Genomic DNA, 21,785 nt, shown 5'->3' with positions numbered 1-21,785 from the left:
TTTCCGCAGGTTAAGCGGCATTTCGGGGTAGGTGAGGGTGCGGAGGATGTCTGATGGGGGACGCGCTCGACTACGCGGCGGTGTTCAACGCGACGCCGACGCCCTGCACGGTGGTGACGCCGGATCTGACCATCGTGGCGGTCAACGACGCCTGCCTGAGGACCACCCACCTCAGCCGGCCGGACGTGATCGGGCGGTCCGTCCTGACCGCCTTCTCCAGTCCCTCGGCCTTCGTGGAAACCCTGCGCGCCTCGCTGGAGCACGTGGCGCGCACCGGGACCGTGGACGTCGTCCCGCTGCTGCGGCACGACGTCGAGTCCGGCCGGCGGGGCGCGTACGAGGAACGCTACTGGACGCTGGTGCACGTGCCGGTGTTCGGCCGGGACGGCGAGCTGAGCTGGATCGTCTGCTGGGCCGAGGACGTCACGCCCCTGCTGGAGGGCACGCCGCCGGTCGACGAGCACGGCGACCCGGAGACGCGTCTCCACCACCGCGCCCGCGACCTGCTGGAGCTCAGCACCCGGCTGAAACGCGCGTACCGGCAGGAGCAGCGGACCGTGTCGGCGCTGCACGAGGCCATCGAGCACCAGCAGCGGTTCCTGTTCGACGCCACGCACGACCTGCGCAACCCGATCACCGGGCTGATGACGGAGCTGGAGGTCGCGCTCACCGAGCCGGAGGCGGACCTGCGTCCGGTCCTGCACAAGCTGCGCCGCGACGTCGAACGGCTCGACGACATCGTCGCCGACCTGCTGGTCCTGGCCCGCCTCTACACGGCGACGCCGCCGGTGACCGACCGCGTGGACCTGGCCCGCCTGGTCATGGAGGAACTGGAGACGCACCCGCCGAGCGCGGAGGTGATCACCCGGCTGGACTCCGGCGTGGTCGTCCGGGCCTCGCGGGTCAGGCTCGCCCGGGTGCTGTCCAACCTCGTCGCCAACGCCGAACGGCACACCACGAGCAGGATCGAGATCCTCGTCCGGACCGAGCCGCCGTTCGCCTTCCTGGAGGTCGTCGACGACGGGGCCGGCATCGCGCCGGAGGACCGGGAGAAGATCTTCCAGCGCGCGTACCGGGGCCTCGACGCGCGCACGCGGGACCCCGGCGGGTCCGGCTTCGGCCTGGCGATCGGCCGGGAGATCGCCCAGGCGTACGGGGGCGACCTGTACGCCGCCGACCAGCCCGGCGGCGCTCGCCTGGTGATGCGGCTTCCGCTGGCGCCCGGGACGGGCTGAGGCCGGTGGCGCCCGGGACGGGCTGAGGCCGGTGGCCGAGAGCGCCGGCGGCTCCGCGTCACCTGGCGAATGTCCGCTTGATGCCCGGTGAATGCCCTGGTTCACCCAGGTCTCTACTCGCACACTCGTGCCGTGAACCTCCAGCGAATGATCCGGTCATTACCCATCACCGCCCTCTCACTCCTGATGGTGGTCTCCACGGCGCTCTGGGCGGCGCCGGCCCAGGCGGTGAAAGGCGGAGACCCCGTCGCCGACGGCACCTGGGGCTTCGTGGCGAAGGTGAACGTGGGCGAGGCTCACAGCTGCAGCGGAGCTCTGATCAGCCCGCAGTGGGTGATCACCGCCGCCGGTTGTTTCGCCACTCAGGGACAGTCCGTCACGAGCGGGGCGCCGAGGACCGCGACGACGGTGACGGTCGGCGGGACGGGCCTGTCCGGTCCGGGCGGGCGGGTGCTGCCCGTGGAGTGGATCCACCCGCACCGCGACCGGGATGTCGTGCTGGTCAAGCTGGCGTTGCGGGTGCCCGAGGTCGCGCCTGTCACGATCGGCGCCACCGCTCCCGCCCCGGGGGACGCGCTGCGGGTCGCCGGCCACGGCCGGACCGCTGAGGAGTGGGCGCCGCGCCGGCCGCACGCCGCGCCGGTCGTGGCCGGGAACGTGGCCGCCGGTTCGTTCGGCTGGACCGGGGCGGACGGCGGCGACGTGAGCGCCTGTCAGGGCGACGCGGGGGCGCCCGTGCTCCGCACGAGCGGAAGCCGTCCGGAGCTCGTCGGGATCGGCTCCCGCTCGGGACAGGGGGGCTGCCTCGGCGCGGCCGCCGACGGCACCCGCGGCGGCGACGCCGTGCGGGTGGACGATCTGACGAGCTGGATCCGCTCGGTCGCGGTCGAGCCCGCCACGTCCTTCACCCGGTACGCGCAAAGCCTGACCGGGATCGGCGGATACGACCTGAAGGACAACCGCGACCAGGTGGTGGCGTTCGACTACGAGCATGCGGGAAAGCTCGATCACCTGGTGCTCTACCGCCCCGGCTCGGGGATCGTCTTCATCGTCAAGCGGAACGCGAACGGCTCCTACACCCCGGTCTACTCCTCGACCACCGGGATCGGCGGCTATGACCTGAAGGACGGCCGGGACCGCATCATCGCCTTCGACCACAAGGGCTCCGGGAAGCTGGATCATCTGCTGCTCTACCGTCCGGGCGGGAACACGGCCTGGATTCTCGAACACGGTCCCGGCAACACGTTCAGAGCCGTCTTCCACAGCTCGGCCGGCATCGGCGGCTACGACCTGCAGAGCGCCGAGGACCAGGTCATCGCCTTCGACTACGAGCACACGGGGAAACTGGACCATCTGCTGTTGTACCGGCCGGGGACCGGGATGGCCAGCGTGCTCAAGCACGGCGGTGGCGCCACGTTCACGCCCGTCTACGCCACGGCCGACGGCGGGATCGGCGGCTATAACCTGAAGGACGCCCGGGACCGCGTCATCGCCTTCGACTACACGAGTTCGGGCAGGCAGGACCACCTGATGCTCTACCGTCCGGGCGGGCACACGGCCTGGATCCTCGAACACGGTCCCGGCAACACGTTCAGAGCCGTCTTCCACAGCTCGGCCGGCATCGGCGGCTACAACCTGCAGAGTACGGCGGACAGGGTCATCGCCTTCGACTACGAGCACACGGGGAAACTGGACCATCTGCTGCTCTACCGACCCGGCGGGAAGACGGCGTGGATCCTGAAACACGGCGTCGGCAACTCCTTCGCCGCGGTGTTCCACAGCTCGGCCGGCATCGGCGGCTACGACCTGGAGATGGCGAAGGACCGCATCATCGCCTTCGACTACAGGAGCACCGGCGGGCAGAGTCATCTGTTCCTCTACCGGCCGGGCGACCAGATCACCTACGTCGCGGGACGGACCCTGCCGCATTCGGCGGTCACCCCGGTCACCGTGTCGCCCGCCCTCGGCCCGGACTCCATCGTGGAGAGGTTCGCCTATCCCGAGGACTTCCGGCACGCGTTCGCGGGCACCTCCGGCCAGGTCGATTGGGGCACGGACGAGGCCGAGGCGAAGAACTTCGAGCTGATCTCCGGCAACGGCGGGATCATCTGGGTCTCGTGCACCTCCTCCCCGGAGAACGGGGTCGGCGTGGTCAAGGTGTTCCCGGGACTGCTGAACGGTGAGAGCGAGATCGGCGAGCCGCACCTCGGCGTGACGGCGGTCTGCTTCAAGGTCCTCGGCTCCGGAGGATGGGTGAAGCTCCGGATCCCGAACGTCTATGAGGTCCAGGGAGACGGCCGCTCGCCCGGGGCCGGCCATGACGTGGACGCGACAGTCGTGAACGAGTCTTCCGGAACGGAACGCACCAAGCGCGTCGAGCGGGACGAGAGCGAGCAGTTCGGGCGTACGGATACCACCTGCGACGAGAGTCACCCGGACTATCCCGACAACTGCCGAGAGACCCTCCTGGAGCTGCGGGTCGTCAGCTGAGAACTGGACGGCCGGCCGGCGGCGGACACGCGGCCGGCCGTTCAGCCCAGGCATTGACCACATCGACCGGAAATGGTGGAAGTGAATACGATTCAAGCGTTACGCGACAGGACTCCCTGGCGGACGGCAGGGGTCATCGGCACCGTGCTCGCGTTGCTTCTCACAGGCAGCCCGATCACCCGGGCCGCGGTGGCGGACCCGCCCGCCGACCCGGTGTGCGAACGTCAAATGGTTCTGGAAGCGTGGGTCACGGGCGGCGTGAACGTGCGTCCGGCCGCTGAGCAGGCCCTGCTCGGGGACAGAGCGGCGATCTGCGCTGTGCTCGCCGCGCTTCCCCGGCTCGCGGCCCAGGACGATCGTGAACAGGTCGGCCGCATCAAGGCCCGCGGCGGGCCCGAGGTCGCCGCCTCCGCCAACGCCGCCCTGGTCTCGGACGACTCCGACGCCGTGGCGAGATTCCTTGACGGCGGCTGGGAGACCGCCCGGGAGATCGACCTGCGCGCCAGCGTGAACGAGATGAAGGCGGCCGGCGGACCGGAGGTCACGGCCGCCGCGAACACGGTGCTGCGCAACGGTTCACGCACGGCCATGGGGCAGTTCATCGAGTCGGGCTGGCGGCTGCCGTACAAGCTCGACCTTCGCGCCGTGGTCAACCGCGCGATGGCCGACGGCGGCCCGCAGGTGCAGGCCGCGGCGAATCGGGCGCTCCAGGACGGCAGCCTGGAGATGCAGGAGAGATTCGTCCAGATCGACTGGGGCGTGGCCCAGGCCAGGGACAACGAGAGCCAGACGTTGAACGACCTGCGGGCCAGTGCCACAGAGGCGACCCGCCGCGCGGCGTTCGAGACGGTCTCCGCGGTCGCGCAGGCCGAGCGTGCGAAAGCCGAGGCCGCGGCGGCCAAGACCGACGCGCAGGAGGCCGAACGCCTGGCCGCGCTGGCCGGGCAGGAGTCGGCGGAGGCCAAGCGTCAGGCCCGGCGCGCGGCTGAGGCCGCCGACCGTGCCGTGGCCGCGTCCCACGTCGCCGTACGGGCCGCCCGCGCGGCCGCGGAGGCCGCGCGGGCGGCGGCCGGTGCCGCGGGACGCGCCGCGACCGCGGCGGCGCGGGCGCACACGAAGTCCGACGAGGCGTGGGCGGCCGCGGCCGCGGCCGAGCTGGACGCCGACGCCGCCGCCGCGGCGGCCAACCACAACCGGGTCATGCAGCAGATCGGCCCGCAGATCTCCGCCTGGCTCTCCCCCATCGACCAGATCACCGCCGTGACGCAGCAGGCGTACGCCGCGGTCGCCGCCGCCGATTCGGCGCGGGCGAACACCGAGGCCGCCGGCCGCGCGGCCGAGGCCGCCGGCCGTTACGCGGGAGAGGCGAGCGCCGAGGCCAAGGCCGCGTTCGCGGCGGCCTCGCGCGCGGGCGCGAGCGCGGCACGGGCGAAGCGAGCCACCGAGGAGACGGTGCGTCAGGCGGACATCGCCAAGGACGCGGCCCGCAAGGCGCGCGACGCCGCGACGCGCGCGGTGTCCTACGCGGAAGCGGCCGCGAGCGCCGCGGCGAGCGCGGCCCAGCACGCGGGCAGCGCCGTCAACGCGGCCGAGCTGGCGACACAGCACGCGAACAACGCCTACCGCGCGGCCGAGGACGCGTTGCGGGCGGCCGAGACGGCCCAGATCGTGTACAAGGCGGCACGTGAGGCGGACGCCGAACGACTCAAGAACGAGCTCGACCTCGAGTTGTCCTTCGCCCGGCACATCAGCCAGGAATCCGCCCGGGCCCGCCTGGGGGACGCTCGCGGTTTCGGAGTGCCGATCGGCCGCTATCACACCCCCGAGATCGACGCCCTGATCGCCGAGGCCGCCGACCCCGGCACCGGCACCGCGACGGCGGCCCGCAAGGCGCGGCAGGTGGCCCGGTACTTCGCGACGGTGCCCGGCACGTGGACCAGTTCGGCGGCCATGGAGGCTCTCGGCGAGGACGAGGACGTCCTCGCCGTCGCGTTCGCCAGGACCGGTCTGGCAGCCGCGGAAGAGCAGGACGACCGCACGACCCTGACAGGTCTCATGGTCACCGGCACCCCGGCCATGAGAGCCGCCGCCCAGAACGCCCTCGACGGCGGGTGGCCGGACGTCATCGCGTTCCTCGACGACCCCGACTACCCGGAGCGGGCAGCCGAACAGCGGGAGCAGGTCGGCCGGATCCTCGCCGAGGCCCGCGACGCCGGCCACGCCCAGACCGAGGAGGCGGCGAACATCGCCCTGCGCTCGGAAGATCCGGACGCTCTCGAGGAGTTCCTGGAGGTGAAGCACAACACCGCGTACACGATCGACGTCCGCTCGAAGGTCGGCGCGATCGCCGGAGACGACTCCCACGGCACCGAGGTGCGCAACGGCGCGCAGATCGCTCTCGCCGGCACGACCGCGATGCAGGCCGACTTCCTGGAGGTGGGCCGGCACCGTGCGGCCGAACGCGACTACGCGACCGCGACGCACAACTACATCGCCACGTCCTTGATGATCGAGACCTCACAGATCGCGCAGCGTGCCGTCGACTTCGCGCGCACCGCGCAGGCCGCGGCGGCGGAGGCCCGCGATTCGGCGGAGGAGGCCATCGGGTACGCGAACGAAGCCGGCCGGGCGGCCGAGCGGGCGCGGACGTTCGCGACCGAGGCCGTCGCCCACGCGCGCGACGCCGCCACGTCCGCCGAACGGGCCGCGCAGGCCGTCCGCACCGCCGCGGCCGCGGCCCAGCAGGCCCACCAATCGGCCAGGAAGGCGTCCCTCTCGGCACGGTGGGCCCGCGCCTCGGCCGTCTCCGCGGCACAGGACGCCGCCGGCGCCTACGCCGCCTACGACACCGCGTACGCCGCGCAGCTCGCGGCCGGCAAGAGCGCGTCCGAGGCGGCGCGCATCGCCGCCGAAGTGTTCGACCACTATCGGGAACAGGCCGAACAGCGCCTCGACGAGCTCAAAGCCGAGTGGTACGGACACTGCGAGTGGGGGCCCGAGGACGGCCTGCCCGGTTACCACGACTGCAACGCCCACGTCGAGAAGATCCTCAACGACCCCAAGGGCCCGCTCCACGACCCGGACGGTTACGCCAAGGACCGCATCGAGCACTGCAAGAAGCAGTTCGTCGGCAAGGCCCAGGACGCCTGCATGTCCGTCGTCCTCAGCCCGCTCTTCTACTTCGCGGCACGAGGGATCGCCGACCGGGAGACCGAGACCCACCGTCTCGCCGAGGAGTACATGGCTCTGACCGGCCTGGACCTGCTCAACGGCGCCTCCCAGCTGTCGTTGATCAACCAGTGCAAGAACGCCGCGGGGAAAGCCGCCGCACGCGGAAGCAAGGCGTTCTCGGACTGCATCACCGGAGCCCTGGAGCTGACCGAGGAACCGGACTGGGACAAGTACTCGAGCCAGTGGAAGGGGACCTTCGTGGAGTCGCTCGTCCCCGAGGAGCTTCGATTCGCCGAGTACAACTCGGTCCTGGGGACGATGTACCTGCGCGAACACCTGTCGGACCGCACCATCCTCTCGGCGCTGCACGAATCCGAGCTGGCGACATCGCTGCTGCGCACCCTTCCGATCGGATGCGTCCAGGACGGCGGGCAGTGCCCGTACGCCGATGCCGCGTCGCAGCTGAGAGAGGTGAGTGATTCGATCAAACTACTGAACAACCAGGGCTACCTCGTCGACGCGTCCGGACGGGTGCTCGACGCGAGCGGACTGCCGATCGCGACCCTGCCGCCGGACAGCGACCTGGAGAAGTGGGCCCGGTACACCGTCGAGAGCGGGCTGCACGACGACCTCGCCGCCCTCGAACACCGCCTCGGCCTGCTGTACCGGCAGGAGTTCGGCCTGCCGGTCGCGCCTCCGGCCTGGCACCTGGAGACGCAGCTCGCCTATCGCGTCGCCACGCGGGAAGTGGCGCTGCGCGAGAACACGCTCCGGCTCGTCATGGACAACCCGGGCGGCGTCTGTGACGCGGTGCCGATCGACGGCACCGGACCTGACCAGCGGCGGCAGGCCGTGGCGGGATGCGTCCAGGCTGTCAAACTCCTGCTCCCTGCCGGCACAACTATGATCATCTACTATCCGGACCCGGACGATCCGGCGGAGCTGCTCGAAGTCACGGTGCGCGGCGTCGGCCGCTGGCTGGACTGAGCGGTGCGGACCGTTCCGCGGCCGATGGTCACAGGTGGCCGGTGCTCACCGTGGCCACTCGCCTCACGGGGCCGTCAGGGCCTGGAGGTCGCCCCGGATGAGCATGTGGTTGGCGAGCATCGCGTTCGTGGTGCCGTTCAGGGTCAGGACGGCCCGCAGCACGGTGTGATCGTCCGAGCTGACCCGGTCGTGCGTGATCTCCGGAGCGTGCTCTCCCCATGTCCGGCCGTTGCTCATACTCCCTGTCGGGGTGAGGCGGGTCGTCAGGGCGCGTTCGACGCCGGCGGCGGCCGATGCCGCCGGCAGCACGCAGATGACGTTGACGGGCCGGTCGTTCAGGCCGGCCGGACGACGCAGCCCCACGCCGTACAGCGTGACGGCCCCGCCGGCAGGTGACGGGGTCATCATGGTGGCCGCGGCGACGTCGCCCAGACAGGCGGCCATGGCCGCGTACTCCGGTTTGTCGGCCAGTGCGGGCGCCCCGCCCAGGGCGGTCGTGAGCACGTCGGGGGTCGAGGCCGCGGCCACCAGGGAGTCGGTGACCACCACCTGGTTGAGCTGGTTGGTCACGCCGGGAACGATCGCCCGGGACGGGTCCATCTCAGCGCCGGGGAAGAACGAGAGCCCTTCGTGGCCGCCCATCTCACGAGGCTTGGCGCCGAGGGCGGTCAGCTTCTCGCGTACGGCGTCCGCATCGACGTCACCGTCGAACCGGAACGCCTGCCGCGGAGGCAGGCCGATCGAGATCGCCCGCGTACTGGCGCCAGGGGTCACACCCGTGGCCTCCGGCAGGGCCTCCGCGACAACGGCGAGGCCGCCCAGTCCGGAGCTCGCCGCGCTCAACCAGCGGCGAGCCTCGCCGGCACCCGCCTTGACACCCAGGTCACGCCACCAAGCCGGTTCGCCGTACTCGAAGTACGCGGCGGCAGGTCCATCGCCGGAGACGGCGGCCATCGCGTCCATCAGGCCGCTGTCGCCGGCACGCTGCCCACATCCAGTCAGGACCAGCAACGCTGTCAGCGCCACGCTCACTTTTCGCATGGGGGCGAGCTTAGAGGGCGTGTCTTGATCTCGGCTGAATCCCGGCGGAGCACGACCTCGAGATGATCAGACCCTCCATAGGCCATCCGAGTCTGTGGGAGTTCCTGTCGGTCGCGGGCCTCCGGATGTAGGAACGTGAAGTTCCTGTATCGCTCCTAGCTTCTCCGGCATGGATAACAACACCGACATTTCGGCCGTTCCGTGTCGACATCCCGCAGTCCGAACTGGAGGACCTGCGGGATCGTCTCACTCGCACCCGCTGGCCCCGGCAGATCCGTGAAACTGGGTGGGAGCGCGGCGTTCCTGTGGACTACCTCCAGGAACTGGCGGTCTACTGGGCGAACGGCTTCGACTGGCGCGCGCAGGAGAAGACGCTGAACGAGCACCCGCAGTTCGTGACCACGATCGGCGGCCAGGACATCCACTTCCTGAACGTTCGCTCACCCGAGCCGGATGCGCTGCCGCTGATCCTCTGCCATGGCTGGCCGGGCTCGTTCGTGGACTTCCTGGACATGATCGGGCCGCTGACCGATCCTCGCGCGCACGGCGGTGACCCGGCGGATTGTCACTCGACGCTCTCCCCGTTACCCGCAAGTCGGGCAGTGAGCCGTTCATCGTGAACGGGGCGGCGGCGGGTCCCACTCTTGCCGACTTCTGGGCATGGGCGTGCTCTGACGTGATGAGCAACAGGCTGCGTGGCGTCCTCGCCGAGTACATCGTCGCCTCCGCCTTGAAACTCGGCGAGGACGTCCGCACGGAGTGGGACGCGGTCGACCTGCGGCTCCCCGACGGGCCTGCCGTTGAGGTCAAGTCGGCGGCGTATGTGCAGTCGTGGAGCCAGCAGCGGCTGTCGCGCATCGGGTTCGACGTCGCCCCCGCCAGAGGCTGGGATGCGACGACAGACGTCGTGGCTGCCGAGCCTCACCGGCCCAGCGGCGTGTACGTCTTCTGCTTGCTCCACCACACCGACAAGAAGACGGTCGACCCGCTCAACCTGGATCAGTGGGAGTTCTACGTCACGCCGACCGCGGCGCTGGACACGGCTCTGGGCAGCCGGACGAGGATCTCGCTGGCGCGGCTGCGGATGATCACACCGGACGCCGTGGCGTTCGGTGAGCTGGCCGCCCGCGTCGCCGAGTGCGCCCGGCTGCCGGCCTGAGCTGTGCCGGAGCGTCCATGACCCTGCTTCACCGCGGGAGCAGGACCGCGATGAGGGAGATCAGCGCGATCGGTCCCATCACGGCGGACGACACCACGATCGCGCGGTGGCCGGGCAGCAGGCGGGCGAGGGCGCGTGAGGCGGATCGCCGTACCGGGCCGGCGCCCGGCAGGACGAACAGGCCCAGGGTGAAGGCGCCCGCGGCCAGGGAGTCGACGTCGGTGGCGCTCAGCGGGCCCACCCGGTGCAGGAGGATCGCGGCGGTCATGCCGAACGCGAGGGCGAGGAGCGTGTGGCCCAGCGCCACGAGGGCGGCTCTGGCCGGCGTGCGCCGGTCCGGGCCGAGGAAGTGGTCCGCGGCGCGCAGCCCCAGCGCGAGCGCCGCCACCGCCATGCCCGCGGTGACCGGGTTGATGATGGTCACGCACATCAGCGTCACGAGGGCGAGCACGCCGACGAAGTCGCTGCCTGCCAGGAACCGCCGGAGGTCGAAGGGCTGCGACGGCGAAGGGCCGCCGTCACGCGACCGGTCACGCCGCTGGTCCTGTGGCTGGTCCTGTGGCTGGTCCTGTGGCTGGTCGAGGTGGCGGGTCGGCGGGTGGGCCCGTTCCCTGGCCGGCGCGGACGCGTACTGGACGGGTGGGAGCAGGTCGGAGACGGTGTTCAGCGTCAAGGTGCGGTCCGGCAGGGGCGCGGCGGCCGGGTCGAGGGCTTCCGCCGTGCGCAGCAGTTCGCGGGCGCCGGGCCGGGCCGCCGGGTCGATCTCCAGCGCCCGCGCCAGCCAGCCGCGCAGCCAGGCGGGGGCCAGGTCGAGCCGTGCCCGTCCTTCCATGGTGTTGTAGCAGACCGCCTCGAACGGTCCCGTGCCGAACGGCGGCCGGCCGGTGGCGGCGAAGAACACCGTCGAGGCCAGCGCGTGCACGTCGGCCGCCTGGGTGATGCGCGTGCCCCGGATGATCTCCGGCGCGAGGAAGCCGGGCGTGCCGACGAACATGCCCGTCCGCGTCAGCCTGACCGCGTCCACCAGGTGCGCGATGCCGAAGTCGATGACCAGCGGCCGACCGTCGACCATGATGACGTTGGACGGCTTGAGATCGCGGTGGATCACGCCGGCCGCGTGGATGTCGACCAGCGCCCGGCACAGCCCGACGGCCAGGCCGACGACCTCGCGCGCCTCCAGCGGCCCTCGGGTCAGCACGGTGTCCTCCAGTGTGCGGCCGGGGGCGAACTGGGTCACCACGTACGGGCGCTGACCCGCGAGTTCGGCGTCGATCAGCTGGGCGACGTGCCGGCTGCGGACCCGCCGCATCGCGTCCACCTCACGCGACAGCCGGTCGCCGGCCTTGAGGTCGGCCCGCACGTGCTGGTGCAGTTCCTTCACCGCCACTTCCCGGCCCGCATGGTCGAGACCGAGGTGCACCGTCCCCATGCCGCCTTCGCCGATCTTCCTGATCAGCCAGTAGGGGCCGAGCTGCTCCTGCGTCTGCGTGCTCATTCGCGGACGTCATCCTCCGTGTCGGGCGCGTCGATCCGGGCCCTTGTCGTTCAGGGCTCCCTTGGGATGCACAGTAGGCCAAGAACAGCCGGCGCGCGGCGTCGTGATCCGCGCTCATCTTCCCAGGATTTCGCGGACCCACGTTCCGTCCTGTCCGAGGGCCGGGGGCGGCAGCCGGTAGGAGGGCGGGGTGGCGCTGAGGCGGATGGGGTTGGCGACCTGGCCGACGCCGTCGATCTCCACCGCGGGTTCCAGTCCGAGGTCCTCGGCCAGGGCGAAGGCGGCGGCCAGGTCGTTGATCGGCCCGCACGGCACGCCGGCGGCGGTGAGCAGGCCGAACCACTCGTCGGCGGTGCGCGCGGCGAGCGCCTTGTTCAGCTCGCCGACGAGCCGGTCGCGGGCGGCGACCCGGCCGGCGTTGGTGGCGTACTTCTCGTCGCCGGCCAGGTCGGGCCGCTCCAGCACCGCGCACAGGGCCCGGAACTGCCGGTCGTTGCCCGCCGCGATGACGATCGGCCGGTCCGCGGCCTGGAACACCTCGTACGGGACGACGCTCGGATGCCGGTTGCCCATGGCCTTCGGCACGACCCCGGCGGCGGCGTACGCGGAGGAGTGGTTGGCCAGCGCCGACAGCAGGGACGACAGCAGCGAGACCTCGACCCGCTGGCCCTCGCCGGTCCGGTCGCGGTGGCGCAGCGCCGCGAGGACGCCGAGCGCGGCGTGCAGGCCGGTGATCACGTCGACCACGGCGACGCCCGCCTTCGTGCCCTCCCCGCCGGGCTCGCCGGTGACGCTCATCAGCCCGCCGACGGCCTGCGCGATCAGGTCGTAGCCGGGCAGCCCGGCCCCTTCGCCCGACCCGAACCCGGTGACCGAGCAGTAGACGAGGCCGGGGTTGAGCACGCGCAGCGTCTCGTGGCCGAGGCCGAGCCGGTCCATGGTGCCCGGCTTGAAGTTCTCCACCAGCACGTCGGCGCGGGCCGCCAGGGCCCGCGCGACCTCCAGTCCGGCCTCGTCGCGCAGGTCGAGGGCGATCGACCGCTTGTTGCGGTTGACGGCGAGATAGTACGTGGCCTCGCCGCCGGGGGCGTGCGGCGGGCCCCAGTGGCGGGTGTCGTCGCCCGCGCCGGGCCGTTCGACCTTGACCACGTCGGCCCCGAGGTCGGCCAGGAGCATCGTGGCGTACGGTCCCGCCAGCACCCTGCTGAAGTCGGCGACCAGCAGCCCGTCCAGCGCGGTCATGCCGGTGCTCCCGGCTTCGGCGGGACCTGAAGGTGACACCTGCTCAGCTTGGACATGCTCGCTACGGTACGCATCGCCCTGACCAGGATGAGCGGCCGGGGGCGTCGCTTGACCTGGAGCCCGCTCCAGCCGACAAGCTGGTCGTATGCAGACTCGTACCATCGGAAGCCGCAGGGTGAGCGCCATCGGGCTCGGGGCGATGCCCATGTCGGTGGCCGGCCATATGCCCGACGCGGACCAGTCCGTCCGCACCGTCCTCGCCGCCCTGGACGCCGGCCTGACACTGATCGACACGGCCGACGCCTACACGCCCGTCCACGACGACCCCGGGCACAACGAGCGGCTGGTCGCCCGCGCGCTGTCGCTGTGGCCGGGCGACCCGGGTGAGGTGCTCGTCGCGACGAAGGGCGGGCACGTGCGCACGCCGGGCGGCGGCTGGGACGTCGACGGCAGCCCCGGCCATCTCAAGCGGGCCTGCGACCGCTCGCTCAAGGCCCTGGGCGTCGACAGCATCGGGCTCTACCAGCACCACCGGCCGGACCCGAAGGTCCCGTACGAGGAGTCCATCGGCGCGCTGAAGGACCTGCACGACGCGGGGAAGATCCAGATGGCCGGGATCTCCAACGCGAACCCGGAGCAGATCAGGCTCGCCCACGCCATCCTGGGCGAGCGGCTGGTGAGCGTGCAGAACCAGTACTCGCCGCGCTTCCGGTCCAGCGAGCCGGAGATCGACGTGTGCGCCGAGCTGGGCCTGGCGTTCCTGCCCTGGTCGCCGCTGGGCGGCATCGGCCGCACGGGCGAGCTGCGCGCCGCCTTCGCCGAGGTCGCCGAGGCTCGCGGCGTCTCCCCGCAGCAGGTCTGCCTCGCCTGGGAGCTGGCCCGCAGTCCCGTGGTCGTCCCGATCCCGGGTTCCAGCCGGCCGGAGTCGATCCGCGACTCGGCCGCCGCCGCGTCCCTGGAGCTGAGCGCGGAGGAGGTGGCGCGGCTGGGCTGACGGCCATGCTCCACGGTGGCCCGCCACTGTTTGACTCCGCGCTCGGCGATCGCGCAGACTGACCCGTACCGGACAGTGATGTCCGGTACGGGCGATCGCAGGAGGACCGGATGACCGACCAGTGGGACTACCTCGTGGACGTCCTCGTCGCGGGCACGGGCGCGGCGGGGCTGACCGCCGCGATCGCCGCCGCGGACCAGGGCCTGGACGTGCTGATGGTCGAGAGCACCCCGAAGTGGGGCGGCACCACGGCCGTCTCCGGCGGCGGCCTGTGGGTGCCGGCGAACCCGCTGATGATCCGGGACGGCGTCCGTGACTCCGCCGAAGAGGCCCTGACGTACATGGACGACGTCATCGGCGACGCCGGGCCGGCCTCGTCGCCGGAGCGCAGGAAGGCGTTCGTCCGCACCGGCCCGGAGGTCGTGCGGTTCCTCGGCCGCAAGGGCGTCCGCTGGCGCAGGTCCGCCGACTACCCCGACTACTACCCGGACCGGCCCGGCGGCAAGATCGGCCGCTCGCTGGAGGTCGCCGGCTTCGACACCAGACTGCTCGGCGACTGGTACGCCTCCTCGCGGGCCAAGGACGGCATCCCGCTCCCCCTCATGACGGACGACGTGTGGCTGCTGGCCCGCGCCTGGTCCACGCCCTCCGGTTTCGTGCGGGGCGCGCGGTTCGTCTTCCGCTCGATCGGCGCGTACGCGAGCGGCAAGCGGCCCGTCGGCCTCGGCGGCGCGCTGGTGAGCTCGCTCATGCACATCGTCCGTACGCAGCAGACGCCGGTCTGGCTCTCGTCCCCGGTCGTCGAGCTGATCGTGGAGGACGGCGCGGTGGTGGGCGCCGTGGTGGACAAGGACGGCAGCCGGCGCAGGGTCCGCGCCCGTCGCGGCGTGGTGCTCGGCTCCGGCGGCTTCGCCCACAACCGGGAGTGGCGCGAGAAGCACCACGGCATCCCCGGCTACTCCTCCGCGCCGGAAGGCGACCTGGGCACGGCCATCGAGGCCGGCGCCCGCGCGGGCGGCGCGCTGGCGCTGATGGACGACGCCTGGTGGGGCGGGAGCGCGCTCGGCCCTGAAGGCGGCGCCCACTTCATGCTGGCCGAGCGGTCCATGCCCTTCGGGATCAGGGTGGACGCGAACGGCGACCGCTTCGCCAACGAGTCGGAGTCGTACGTCGACCTGGGGCACCACATGCTCCAGCACGACGTGCCGGGGCCGATGTGGCTGATCACCGAGGCCCGCCACGCGCGGCGCTACCTGAACACCACCCTGCTCGGCCGCAAGAAGGAGTGGGCGCGGGCCGGCCTGCTCATGGAGGCCCCGTCGCTGGAGGAGCTGGCGAAGAGGATCGACATGCGTCCGGAGCGGCTGCGCGCCACCGTCGAACGGTTCAACGGCTTCACCCGCACCGGTGTCGACGAGGACTTCGGCCGGGGCCGCACGGCCTACGACAACTACTACGGCGACCCGCGCGTCAAGCCCAACCCGAACCTGGGCCCGCTGGAGAAAGGGCCGTTCCGTGCCATCCGGGTGTATCCCGGCGACCTGGGCACCAAGGGCGGTCTGCTCACCGACGAGCACGGGCGGGTGCTGCGCGAGGACGGCTCGGTCATCGCCGGGCTGTACGCGGCGGGCAACACGACGGCGTCGGTGATGGGCCGCACCTATCCGGGCCCCGGCTCGACGATCGCGCCGGCCGTCGTCTTCGGCTATCTGGCCGCGCGCCACGCCGCCACCCGCTGACGGCCGGGCCACCGCTCAGGGCTCGATGCCCCGGCGCAGCAGGGCCCACATCCGCTCGGCGGTCGCGGGGCGCTCCCGCGCCGGGATCTCGGCGAGCAGGAGGGCGACCATGCCGACGGCCATGATGAGGTCGCCGGCCGTCACGTCCTCGCGGATCCGGCCGGCCCGGCGCGCCTCGGGCAGCCGGCCGGCCAGCAGCCCGGCGACGCGCTCGCGCACGTCGAGGATGCGCTCGTCGGGCTGCGTCGGCACGGTCACCATCCTGACGAACGCGGTGGAGGCGATGGACTGCTCGGTGATCAGGGCGAGCACGTCGTCGAGGGTGGCGTCGGGCCGGGCGGCGAGCGCCTCGAGCTCGGCCAGGCTGTCCTCGAACACGGCGAGCGCGAGGCTGACCCGGTCGGGGAAGTGCCGGTAGAGGCTGCCCTGCCCGACGCCGGCCGCGCGGGCGACCATGTTGAGCGGCGCGTCGTAACCCGCTCCGGCGAAGACCTCGCGCGCCGCCGCGATGAGCGCCGCCCGGTTCGCGGCCGCGGCGCTGGGTCCGCGATTGGGTCGACGCTCGGCTGGCATGGCGGCTATCGTAACAACCGGACAATATTGTCCGGTTAGTGTCGGACGAGAGGACGGCCCCTGTGACCACCTTCGACGACCGCGTCGCCCTCGTCACGGGCGCGGGCTCCGGGATCGGCCGGGCGATCGCCGTCGCCTTCGCCGCCGCCGGAGGCCGCGTCGTCGTCGGCGACCTCGACCCCGAACGCGCCGCGCAGACGGCCAAGGAGATCAACGGCTCGGCGCCGGACGGCCCCGCCGTCGCCGTGACCGCGGACATCGCCGACGAGGCCGCGGTCACCGCGCTCGTACGGACCGCGATCGACACGTACGGCCGGATCGACGCGCTCTTCAACAACGCCGGGATCATCGACACGATGGCCCTGCCCGCCGAGATCCCGCCGGAGCTGTGGGACCGCGTCCTGCGCGTCAACCTGACCGGCACGTTCCTGGTCACCCGCGCGGTGCTGCCGCACATGCTCGGCCAGAGGCGCGGCTCGATCGTCAACATCGCCTCGGAGGCCGGCATCCGCGGCGGCGCGGCGGGCGCCGCCTACACCGCGTCCAAGCACGGCGTCGTCGGCCTGACCCGGAGCGTGGCCTGGGCGCACGCCAAGGACGGCGTCCGCTGCAACGCCGTCCTGCCCGGCGCCACCCTCACCAACATCGCCGACGGGGCGACGTTCGACCAGGCCGGCGCCGCCCGGCTGAGCCCGGTGCTGGCGCTCGGCGACCAGCTGGCCCAGCCCGAGCAGATGGCCGACGCCGCCCTGTTCCTCGCCTCCGACGCGGCCTCGTTCGTCAACGGCGCGATCATGCCGGTCGACGGCGGCTGGTCCGCGGGCTGACCCTCCGTGATCACGCCGCGCTACACACGGCGTGATCACGGGTAGAAGGGCTGACAGGAGGTGGCGTTGATGCGCGCGTTGCGGTTGCCGGCCTGGAAGTCGGAGCCCGAACTGGTCGAGGTGCCCGATCCGGAGCCGGGTCCGGGGCAGGTGGTGATCAAGGTGGGCGGAGCCGGCGCCTGCCATTCCGACCTGCACCTGATGCGTGACTTCACGGGCGGCCTGCCCTGGGCGCCGCCTTTCACCCTCGGCCACGAGAACGCCGGCTGGGTGCACGCCGTCGGCGACGGCGTCACCGGCCTGGAGCCCGGCACGGCCGTGGCCGTCTACGGGCCGTGGGGGTGCGGCGTCTGCGAGCGGTGCCGGCTCGGCGTCGAGACCTACTGCGAGAACCCGGCGGGCGCGCCGGTGCCCGCCGGCGGCGGCGGGCTGGGCCTCGACGGCGGCATGGCCGAGTTCATGCTCGTGCCCGACGCCCGGTTCCTGGTGCCGCTGCCCGACGGGCTCGACCCGGTGGCGGCGGCCCCGCTGACCGACGCCGCGCTGACGCCCTACCACGCCGTGCGCCGGTCCTGGGCCAAGCTGCCGCCGGGCAGCACCGCCGTGGTGATCGGCGCGGGCGGCCTCGGGCACCTGGCGGTGCAGATCCTCAAGGCGACCACGGCCACCCGGGTGATCGTCGTCGACACCCGCGAGCAGGCCCGGGAGAGCGCCCTGCGGCACGGCGCCGACCAGGCGGTCGCGCCGGGCGAGCGGGCCGCCGGCGAGATCCGCGAGGCCACCGGCGGCCGGGGCGCCGACGTGATCATCGACTGCGTGGGCGCGCAGGAGACGCTGGCCCTGGCGGGCGCCATCGCGCGGATGCTCGGTGACATCACCATCGTCGGCATCGCCGGGGGCGCACTGCCGGTGACGTTCGGCTCGCCGCCGTACGAGGTGTCGGTGCAGTCGACGTACTGGGGCACCAGGCCGGAGCTGAGCGAGGTGCTCGACCTCGCGGCACGCGGGCTGATCCGGGCGGAGGTCACCACGTTCCCGCTGGACCAGGCCGTGGAGGCCTACCACCGTCTGGAGAACGGCGAGCTCACCGGCCGCGCCGTCATCGTCCCGAACTGAGCGACCCGTCGTCCAGCAGCCGTCGCAGGTCCGCGACCGGCCGCACGCCCGGAACCGGTGGGCGGCCGTCGACCACCAGGCCGGGCACGCCGGTGACACCGCGCTCGGCCGCCATCGTGCGATCTCAACCTCGGTTGAGGTCAACCCCCGCCGCCTGGGCGGCGACCGGCCCTTGTTCACGATCCGATGCGGTGATATCCGTGTGCTCAGACGCCGAGACAGGAGTCGCATCAGGTGATGGACGACGCCCGCAAGATCAGGCGGACCGCCGCCCCCGGGACCTGCCCGGTCAGCCGGGCCGCCGACGGCACCTGGCAGGTGCGCGGCTTCGCCGAGGCGCGGGCCGTGCTGCGCGCCGACGCCACCGTGCAGGCCGGGCTGGGCGTCGAGACGGTGGACAAGGCGCCCGCCGGGATCCGCCGGCCCGTCCTCTACCGCGACGGCCCCGAGCACCGCGAGCACCGGCGGCAGACCGCGCGCTACTTCACGCCGCGCCGCGTGGACGAGCACTACCGCGGACTGATGGCGGACATCGCCGACCGCCAGCTCGCCAGGCTGCGCGCGGACGGCTCGGCGCAGCTGTCCGATCTGAGCTTCGGCATGGCGATCGGGGTGGCCGGTGCGGTCGTCGGACTCACCGAGAGCAGGCCGGGCATCCGCCGCAGGCTGGAGCGCTTCTTCCCGGAGAAGTTCGGCAGACCCGGTTTCACCAGCCTGAGCGGGATCTACTGGATGGGACGGCAGATCCACAGCTGGGGCAGCATCTACCTGGCCGACGTCCGCCCCGCCGTCCGGCCGCGCCGCCGTGAGCCGCGTGACGACCTCATCTCCCATCTCATCGCCGAAGGATGCACCGACGCCGAGATCCTCGGCGAGTGCCTGACGTTCGCCGCGGCGGGGATGGTGACGACGCGGGAGTTCATCTGCGTCGCCGCGTGGCAGCTGTTCACCGACGAGGCGCTGCTCGACCGCTACCGGAAGGCCGGGGAGCCGGAACGGCTGGCCGTGCTGCACGAACTCCTGCGGCTCGACCCAGCGGTGGCGCGGCTGCGGCGGCGCACCACCGCGGACCTCGAACTCCCCGGGCAGGTCACGGTTCCCGCGGGCGAGGTGATCGAACTGCTCGTCGACGAGGTGAACGCCGACCCCCGGGCGGTGGGTTCCGGGGCGCTGTCCGCGTGCCCCGGCCGGGACCTCGACGCCGGCGCCGGGCCGGCGGTGCTCTCCTTCGGCGACGGCCCGCACCGGTGTCCCGGCGCGGGCATCGCCATCCTGGAGACGGACGTCTTCCTCACCCGGCTCTTCGCGCTGCCGGGGATCCGGATGGCGGCGGCGCCCACGGTCGGCTTCAAGGACGAGATCGGCGGCTACGAGATCCGCGGCCTCACCGTCACCACCGGCTGACGACGTCCCAGGTCAGGGCGTCATCGGCGCGGCGTGGTCCCTGGGTTCTATGCTGCCGATCATGAGCATCCCTCTCAGCGACAGCGCCCGGAGACTCCTCAAGGCTCCCAACCTCGGCGTTCTCGCCACTCTCAACCCCGGCGGCGGTCCGCAGACCTCGGTCGTCTGGGTCGGCACCGACGGCGACGACGTGGTCATCTCCTCCCAGGCGGGAAGACGCAAGGTGCGGAACCTGGAGCGGGACCCACGGGCCAGTCTCAGCGTGTTCGACCTTTCGGAGCCCGACAGGTACGTCGAGGTCCGGGGGATCGCGACGATCACCGAGGACGAGGGAAGGCGGCTGGCGGTGAGGCTGGCGGAGGAGTACGCGGGTGAGGGAGCCGGCGAGGAGTACCTCCGGCTGCCCCCGGAACTGGTGCGCGTGACGATCCGCATCACCCCGCAACAGGTGGCGGGGAACGCGGCGGGGTGAGGATCAGCCGTCGGCGGCCGGTCTGAGCAGGCCGATCTCGTACGCCGCCGCCACCGCCGCCGCCCGGTCCTTCACGTGGAGCTTGGCGAAGACGTGGAGCAGATGCGTCTTGACCGTCGCCTCGGTGATGAAGAGCTTCCCGGCGATGTCACGGTTCGTCGCGCCCCGGGCGATCATCTTGAGCACCTCGAGTTCGCGGCGGCTCAGCGTGCGCGGCGCCTCCGGTGCGCGGGCCTTCGCCGTCAGCACGCCGGCCACCGTCGGAGACAGCACGGTCTCGCCACGGGAGGCCGCCTGCACGGCACGGCGCAGGTCGGCGCGGGGCGTGTCCTTGAGGAGGTAGCCGGTGGCGCCCTGCTCGATCGCCGGCAGGACGTCGGCGTCGTCGCCGAACGTGGTCAGAACCAGCACGTGGACGCCGGGCGGCTGCTCGCGGAGCCGTCGGATGACCTCCACGCCGCTCATCCTCGGCATGCGCAGGTCCAGGAGCACGACGTCGGGGCCGGTGCGCAGGGCCACGGCGAGGGCCTCGTGCCCGTCGGCCGCCTCGCCGACGACCTCGAAACCGGGGTCGCCGGCGAAGATGCCGCGCAGGCCGTCGCGGACGATCGGGTGGTCGTCCACGATGACCAATCGGATCGGCGGCATCGGCTCACGGTCCCGGGTCGGGGTCGGGGTCGGGGTCGGCGGGGATGGCCGGGACGGTGGCGGAGACGCCGGCGCCCTGGCCGGGGGCGGACTCGATCTCGAAGCTTCCGGCCAGGCGGGTGACGCGCTGGCGCATCGCGACCAGCCCGAAGCCCTCGCCGTGGGACGCGCCGGCCGGGGCGAAGCCGGCGCCGTCGTCACGTACGTCCAGCGCCACCACGTCGTCCATGTACGAGAGCGTAAGTCCGACGCGCCCGGCCGAGGCGTGCTTGGCCACGTTGGCCAGCGCCTCCTGCGCCACCCGCAGCAGGCACGTCTCCACCTCCGCGTGCAGCGGCCGGGGATCGCCGGTGATCGACACGGTGGCGGGCACCCCGGTGTTCCGCGACCAGGTCGCCGCGAGGTCCTCCAGAACGGCCGCCAGCCCGGCCTCGTGCTGCAGCGACGCCGGGCGCAGCGCCTGCACCGAGCGACGGGCCTCGGTCAGGCTCTCCCTGGCCATGGCCGCGACCGTGTCCAGGCGGGCCCGGGCCGGAGGCGGCACGTCCTCGACGGCCTCCAGCTGGGTGAGGATGGCGGTCAGGCCCTGCGCGATGGTGTCGTGGATCTCCCTGGCCATGCGCTGCCGTTCCTCCAGCACGCTGGCTTCGCGGGCCCGGGTCAGCAGCTGGGCCTGGAGGTTCGCGTTGTCGCCGGCGAGCGCGACCAGCTTGGCGCTCGTCTCCCGTAACTCCGCGATCATCACCTTGCGCTGGTCGTTCTGGTCGGAGACGGTCTTGATGACCAGGCCGACGGTGGAGGCGGCCAGCACCCCGACGACGAAGGAGCCGAGCAGTTCGACCGGGGTGCGCCCGAGCTGCGGGCGGACGGCGATCAGCACGCCGACCGTCACGGCCACCCCGCCGTACGCCCACAACCCGGGCAGCAGCGCGAAACACTGGACGAAAGCTCCCAGCCCTGTCACCGTGAACAAGCTGTCGACCCGGTGACGGCGAGCAGGACGGCGAAGTAGGCGATCAGCACCACCGGGCGGGGGATCCAGCCCGGATGGGAGGTCACCAACAGCCAGTGCCAGGCCACCGCGAACAGCGCCAGGACCAGCACCTCCAGCCGCCACTCCCGCAGCAGGGCGAAGAGCGCGGGCAGCAGGACCAGCAGGTACGGCAGCGCGGTCTGGACCCGGTCCCAGCGT

General features: G+C 72.3%; 19 protein-coding genes. 11 read left to right on the top strand and 8 right to left on the bottom strand.

Going from position 1 to position 21,785, the window contains the following annotated elements:
• Positions 1 to 53: 53 nt before the first annotated feature.
• The 3 genes from ACQEUU_RS14015 to ACQEUU_RS14005 all read left to right on the top strand — a co-directional run bounded on the left by ACQEUU_RS14015 (position 54) and on the right by ACQEUU_RS14005 (position 7,883).
• Positions 54 to 1,235, top strand: coding sequence for a sensor histidine kinase (locus ACQEUU_RS14015; protein ID WP_433065332.1), 1,182 nt, complete (start codon positions 54 to 56; stop codon positions 1,233 to 1,235).
• A gap of 132 nt (positions 1,236 to 1,367) precedes the next feature.
• Positions 1,368 to 3,725 (top strand): S1 family peptidase, encoded by a 2,358-nt coding sequence (locus ACQEUU_RS14010; protein WP_433065329.1) that lies wholly within the window; start codon positions 1,368 to 1,370, stop codon positions 3,723 to 3,725.
• Positions 3,726 to 3,983: 258 nt separating this feature from the next.
• Complete coding sequence (locus ACQEUU_RS14005; RefSeq protein WP_433065327.1) at positions 3,984 to 7,883, top strand: hypothetical protein; 3,900 nt, start codon at positions 3,984 to 3,986, stop codon at positions 7,881 to 7,883.
• Positions 7,884 to 7,946: 63 nt separating this feature from the next.
• Here the strand turns inward: ACQEUU_RS14005 and ACQEUU_RS14000 are convergent, their stop codons facing one another.
• The gene (locus ACQEUU_RS14000) at positions 7,947 to 8,924 is read right to left on the bottom strand and encodes a hypothetical protein (protein WP_433065324.1); all 978 of its coding nucleotides are present in this window, start codon (positions 8,922 to 8,924) and stop codon (positions 7,947 to 7,949) included.
• Between the two features lie 173 nt (positions 8,925 to 9,097).
• Between ACQEUU_RS14000 and ACQEUU_RS13995 the strand changes: the two genes are divergently transcribed.
• Both ACQEUU_RS13995 and ACQEUU_RS13990 read left to right on the top strand, forming a co-directional pair.
• Complete coding sequence (locus ACQEUU_RS13995; protein WP_433071838.1) at positions 9,098 to 9,544, top strand: epoxide hydrolase N-terminal domain-containing protein; 447 nt, start codon at positions 9,098 to 9,100, stop codon at positions 9,542 to 9,544.
• A 59-nt stretch (positions 9,545 to 9,603) separates the two neighbouring features.
• On the top strand, positions 9,604 to 10,083 hold the full coding sequence (locus ACQEUU_RS13990; protein WP_433065322.1) for a hypothetical protein: 480 nt from the start codon (positions 9,604 to 9,606) through the stop codon (positions 10,081 to 10,083).
• A gap of 28 nt (positions 10,084 to 10,111) precedes the next feature.
• On the opposite strand, the gene ACQEUU_RS13985 is transcribed toward ACQEUU_RS13990, so the two are convergent.
• Together ACQEUU_RS13985 and ACQEUU_RS13980 are read right to left on the bottom strand one after the other, a co-directional pair.
• Positions 10,112 to 11,578, bottom strand: a complete 1,467-nt coding sequence (locus ACQEUU_RS13985; protein WP_433065320.1) for a serine/threonine-protein kinase — start codon at positions 11,576 to 11,578, stop codon at positions 10,112 to 10,114.
• 114 nt (positions 11,579 to 11,692) lie between these two features.
• On the bottom strand, positions 11,693 to 12,820 hold the full coding sequence (locus tag ACQEUU_RS13980; protein ID WP_433065318.1) for a CaiB/BaiF CoA transferase family protein: 1,128 nt from the start codon (positions 12,818 to 12,820) through the stop codon (positions 11,693 to 11,695).
• Positions 12,821 to 12,965: 145 nt separating this feature from the next.
• On the opposite strand from ACQEUU_RS13980, the gene ACQEUU_RS13975 reads away from it, so the two are divergent.
• Both ACQEUU_RS13975 and ACQEUU_RS13970 read left to right on the top strand, forming a co-directional pair.
• The gene (locus tag ACQEUU_RS13975; RefSeq protein WP_433065315.1) at positions 12,966 to 13,814 is read left to right on the top strand and encodes an aldo/keto reductase; all 849 of its coding nucleotides are present in this window, start codon (positions 12,966 to 12,968) and stop codon (positions 13,812 to 13,814) included.
• 110 nt (positions 13,815 to 13,924) lie between these two features.
• On the top strand, positions 13,925 to 15,553 hold the full coding sequence (locus ACQEUU_RS13970; protein WP_433065312.1) for an FAD-dependent oxidoreductase: 1,629 nt from the start codon (positions 13,925 to 13,927) through the stop codon (positions 15,551 to 15,553).
• A gap of 15 nt (positions 15,554 to 15,568) precedes the next feature.
• On the opposite strand, the gene ACQEUU_RS13965 is transcribed toward ACQEUU_RS13970, so the two are convergent.
• Complete coding sequence (locus ACQEUU_RS13965; protein ID WP_433065310.1) at positions 15,569 to 16,126, bottom strand: TetR family transcriptional regulator; 558 nt, start codon at positions 16,124 to 16,126, stop codon at positions 15,569 to 15,571.
• A 62-nt stretch (positions 16,127 to 16,188) separates the two neighbouring features.
• Here ACQEUU_RS13965 and ACQEUU_RS13960 point away from each other — a divergent pair, with 62 nt between their 5' ends.
• Together ACQEUU_RS13960 and ACQEUU_RS13955 are read left to right on the top strand one after the other, a co-directional pair.
• On the top strand, positions 16,189 to 16,953 hold the full coding sequence (locus tag ACQEUU_RS13960; RefSeq protein WP_433065307.1) for an SDR family NAD(P)-dependent oxidoreductase: 765 nt from the start codon (positions 16,189 to 16,191) through the stop codon (positions 16,951 to 16,953).
• A gap of 69 nt (positions 16,954 to 17,022) precedes the next feature.
• Complete coding sequence (locus ACQEUU_RS13955) at positions 17,023 to 18,069, top strand: NAD(P)-dependent alcohol dehydrogenase (protein WP_433065304.1); 1,047 nt, start codon at positions 17,023 to 17,025, stop codon at positions 18,067 to 18,069.
• Here ACQEUU_RS13955 and ACQEUU_RS13950 read toward each other — a convergent pair.
• The gene (locus ACQEUU_RS13950; protein ID WP_433065301.1) at positions 18,053 to 18,184 is read right to left on the bottom strand and encodes a hypothetical protein; all 132 of its coding nucleotides are present in this window, start codon (positions 18,182 to 18,184) and stop codon (positions 18,053 to 18,055) included. The genes ACQEUU_RS13955 and ACQEUU_RS13950 overlap by 17 nt on opposite strands.
• Positions 18,185 to 18,306: 122 nt before the next feature.
• Between ACQEUU_RS13950 and ACQEUU_RS13945 the strand changes: the two genes are divergently transcribed.
• Both ACQEUU_RS13945 and ACQEUU_RS13940 read left to right on the top strand, forming a co-directional pair.
• Entirely contained in the window at positions 18,307 to 19,473 is a 1,167-nt protein-coding gene (locus tag ACQEUU_RS13945) for a cytochrome P450 (protein ID WP_433065298.1), read from the top strand.
• A 61-nt stretch (positions 19,474 to 19,534) separates the two neighbouring features.
• On the top strand, positions 19,535 to 19,945 hold the full coding sequence (locus ACQEUU_RS13940) for a PPOX class F420-dependent oxidoreductase (RefSeq protein WP_433065295.1): 411 nt from the start codon (positions 19,535 to 19,537) through the stop codon (positions 19,943 to 19,945).
• Between the two features lie 3 nt (positions 19,946 to 19,948).
• Here the strand turns inward: ACQEUU_RS13940 and ACQEUU_RS13935 are convergent, their stop codons facing one another.
• The 3 genes from ACQEUU_RS13935 to ACQEUU_RS13925 are packed head-to-tail and all read right to left on the bottom strand — an operon-like array spanning position 19,949 to position 21,697.
• Complete coding sequence (locus ACQEUU_RS13935; RefSeq protein ID WP_433065292.1) at positions 19,949 to 20,593, bottom strand: response regulator; 645 nt, start codon at positions 20,591 to 20,593, stop codon at positions 19,949 to 19,951.
• Between the two features lie 4 nt (positions 20,594 to 20,597).
• Positions 20,598 to 21,557, bottom strand: a complete 960-nt coding sequence (locus tag ACQEUU_RS13930; protein WP_433065289.1) for a sensor histidine kinase — start codon at positions 21,555 to 21,557, stop codon at positions 20,598 to 20,600.
• Positions 21,554 to 21,697 (bottom strand): hypothetical protein, encoded by a 144-nt coding sequence (locus tag ACQEUU_RS13925; RefSeq protein WP_433065286.1) that lies wholly within the window; start codon positions 21,695 to 21,697, stop codon positions 21,554 to 21,556. Before ACQEUU_RS13925 ends, ACQEUU_RS13930 begins: the two co-directional genes overlap by 4 nt.
• Between the last annotated feature and the right edge of the window lie 88 nt (positions 21,698 to 21,785).

The organism is Nonomuraea sp. CA-218870 (assembly GCF_050936535.1).
Taxonomy (GTDB): domain Bacteria; phylum Actinomycetota; class Actinomycetes; order Streptosporangiales; family Streptosporangiaceae; genus Nonomuraea; species Nonomuraea corallina.
This window is presented reverse-complemented; position numbering and strand designations above follow the sequence as displayed.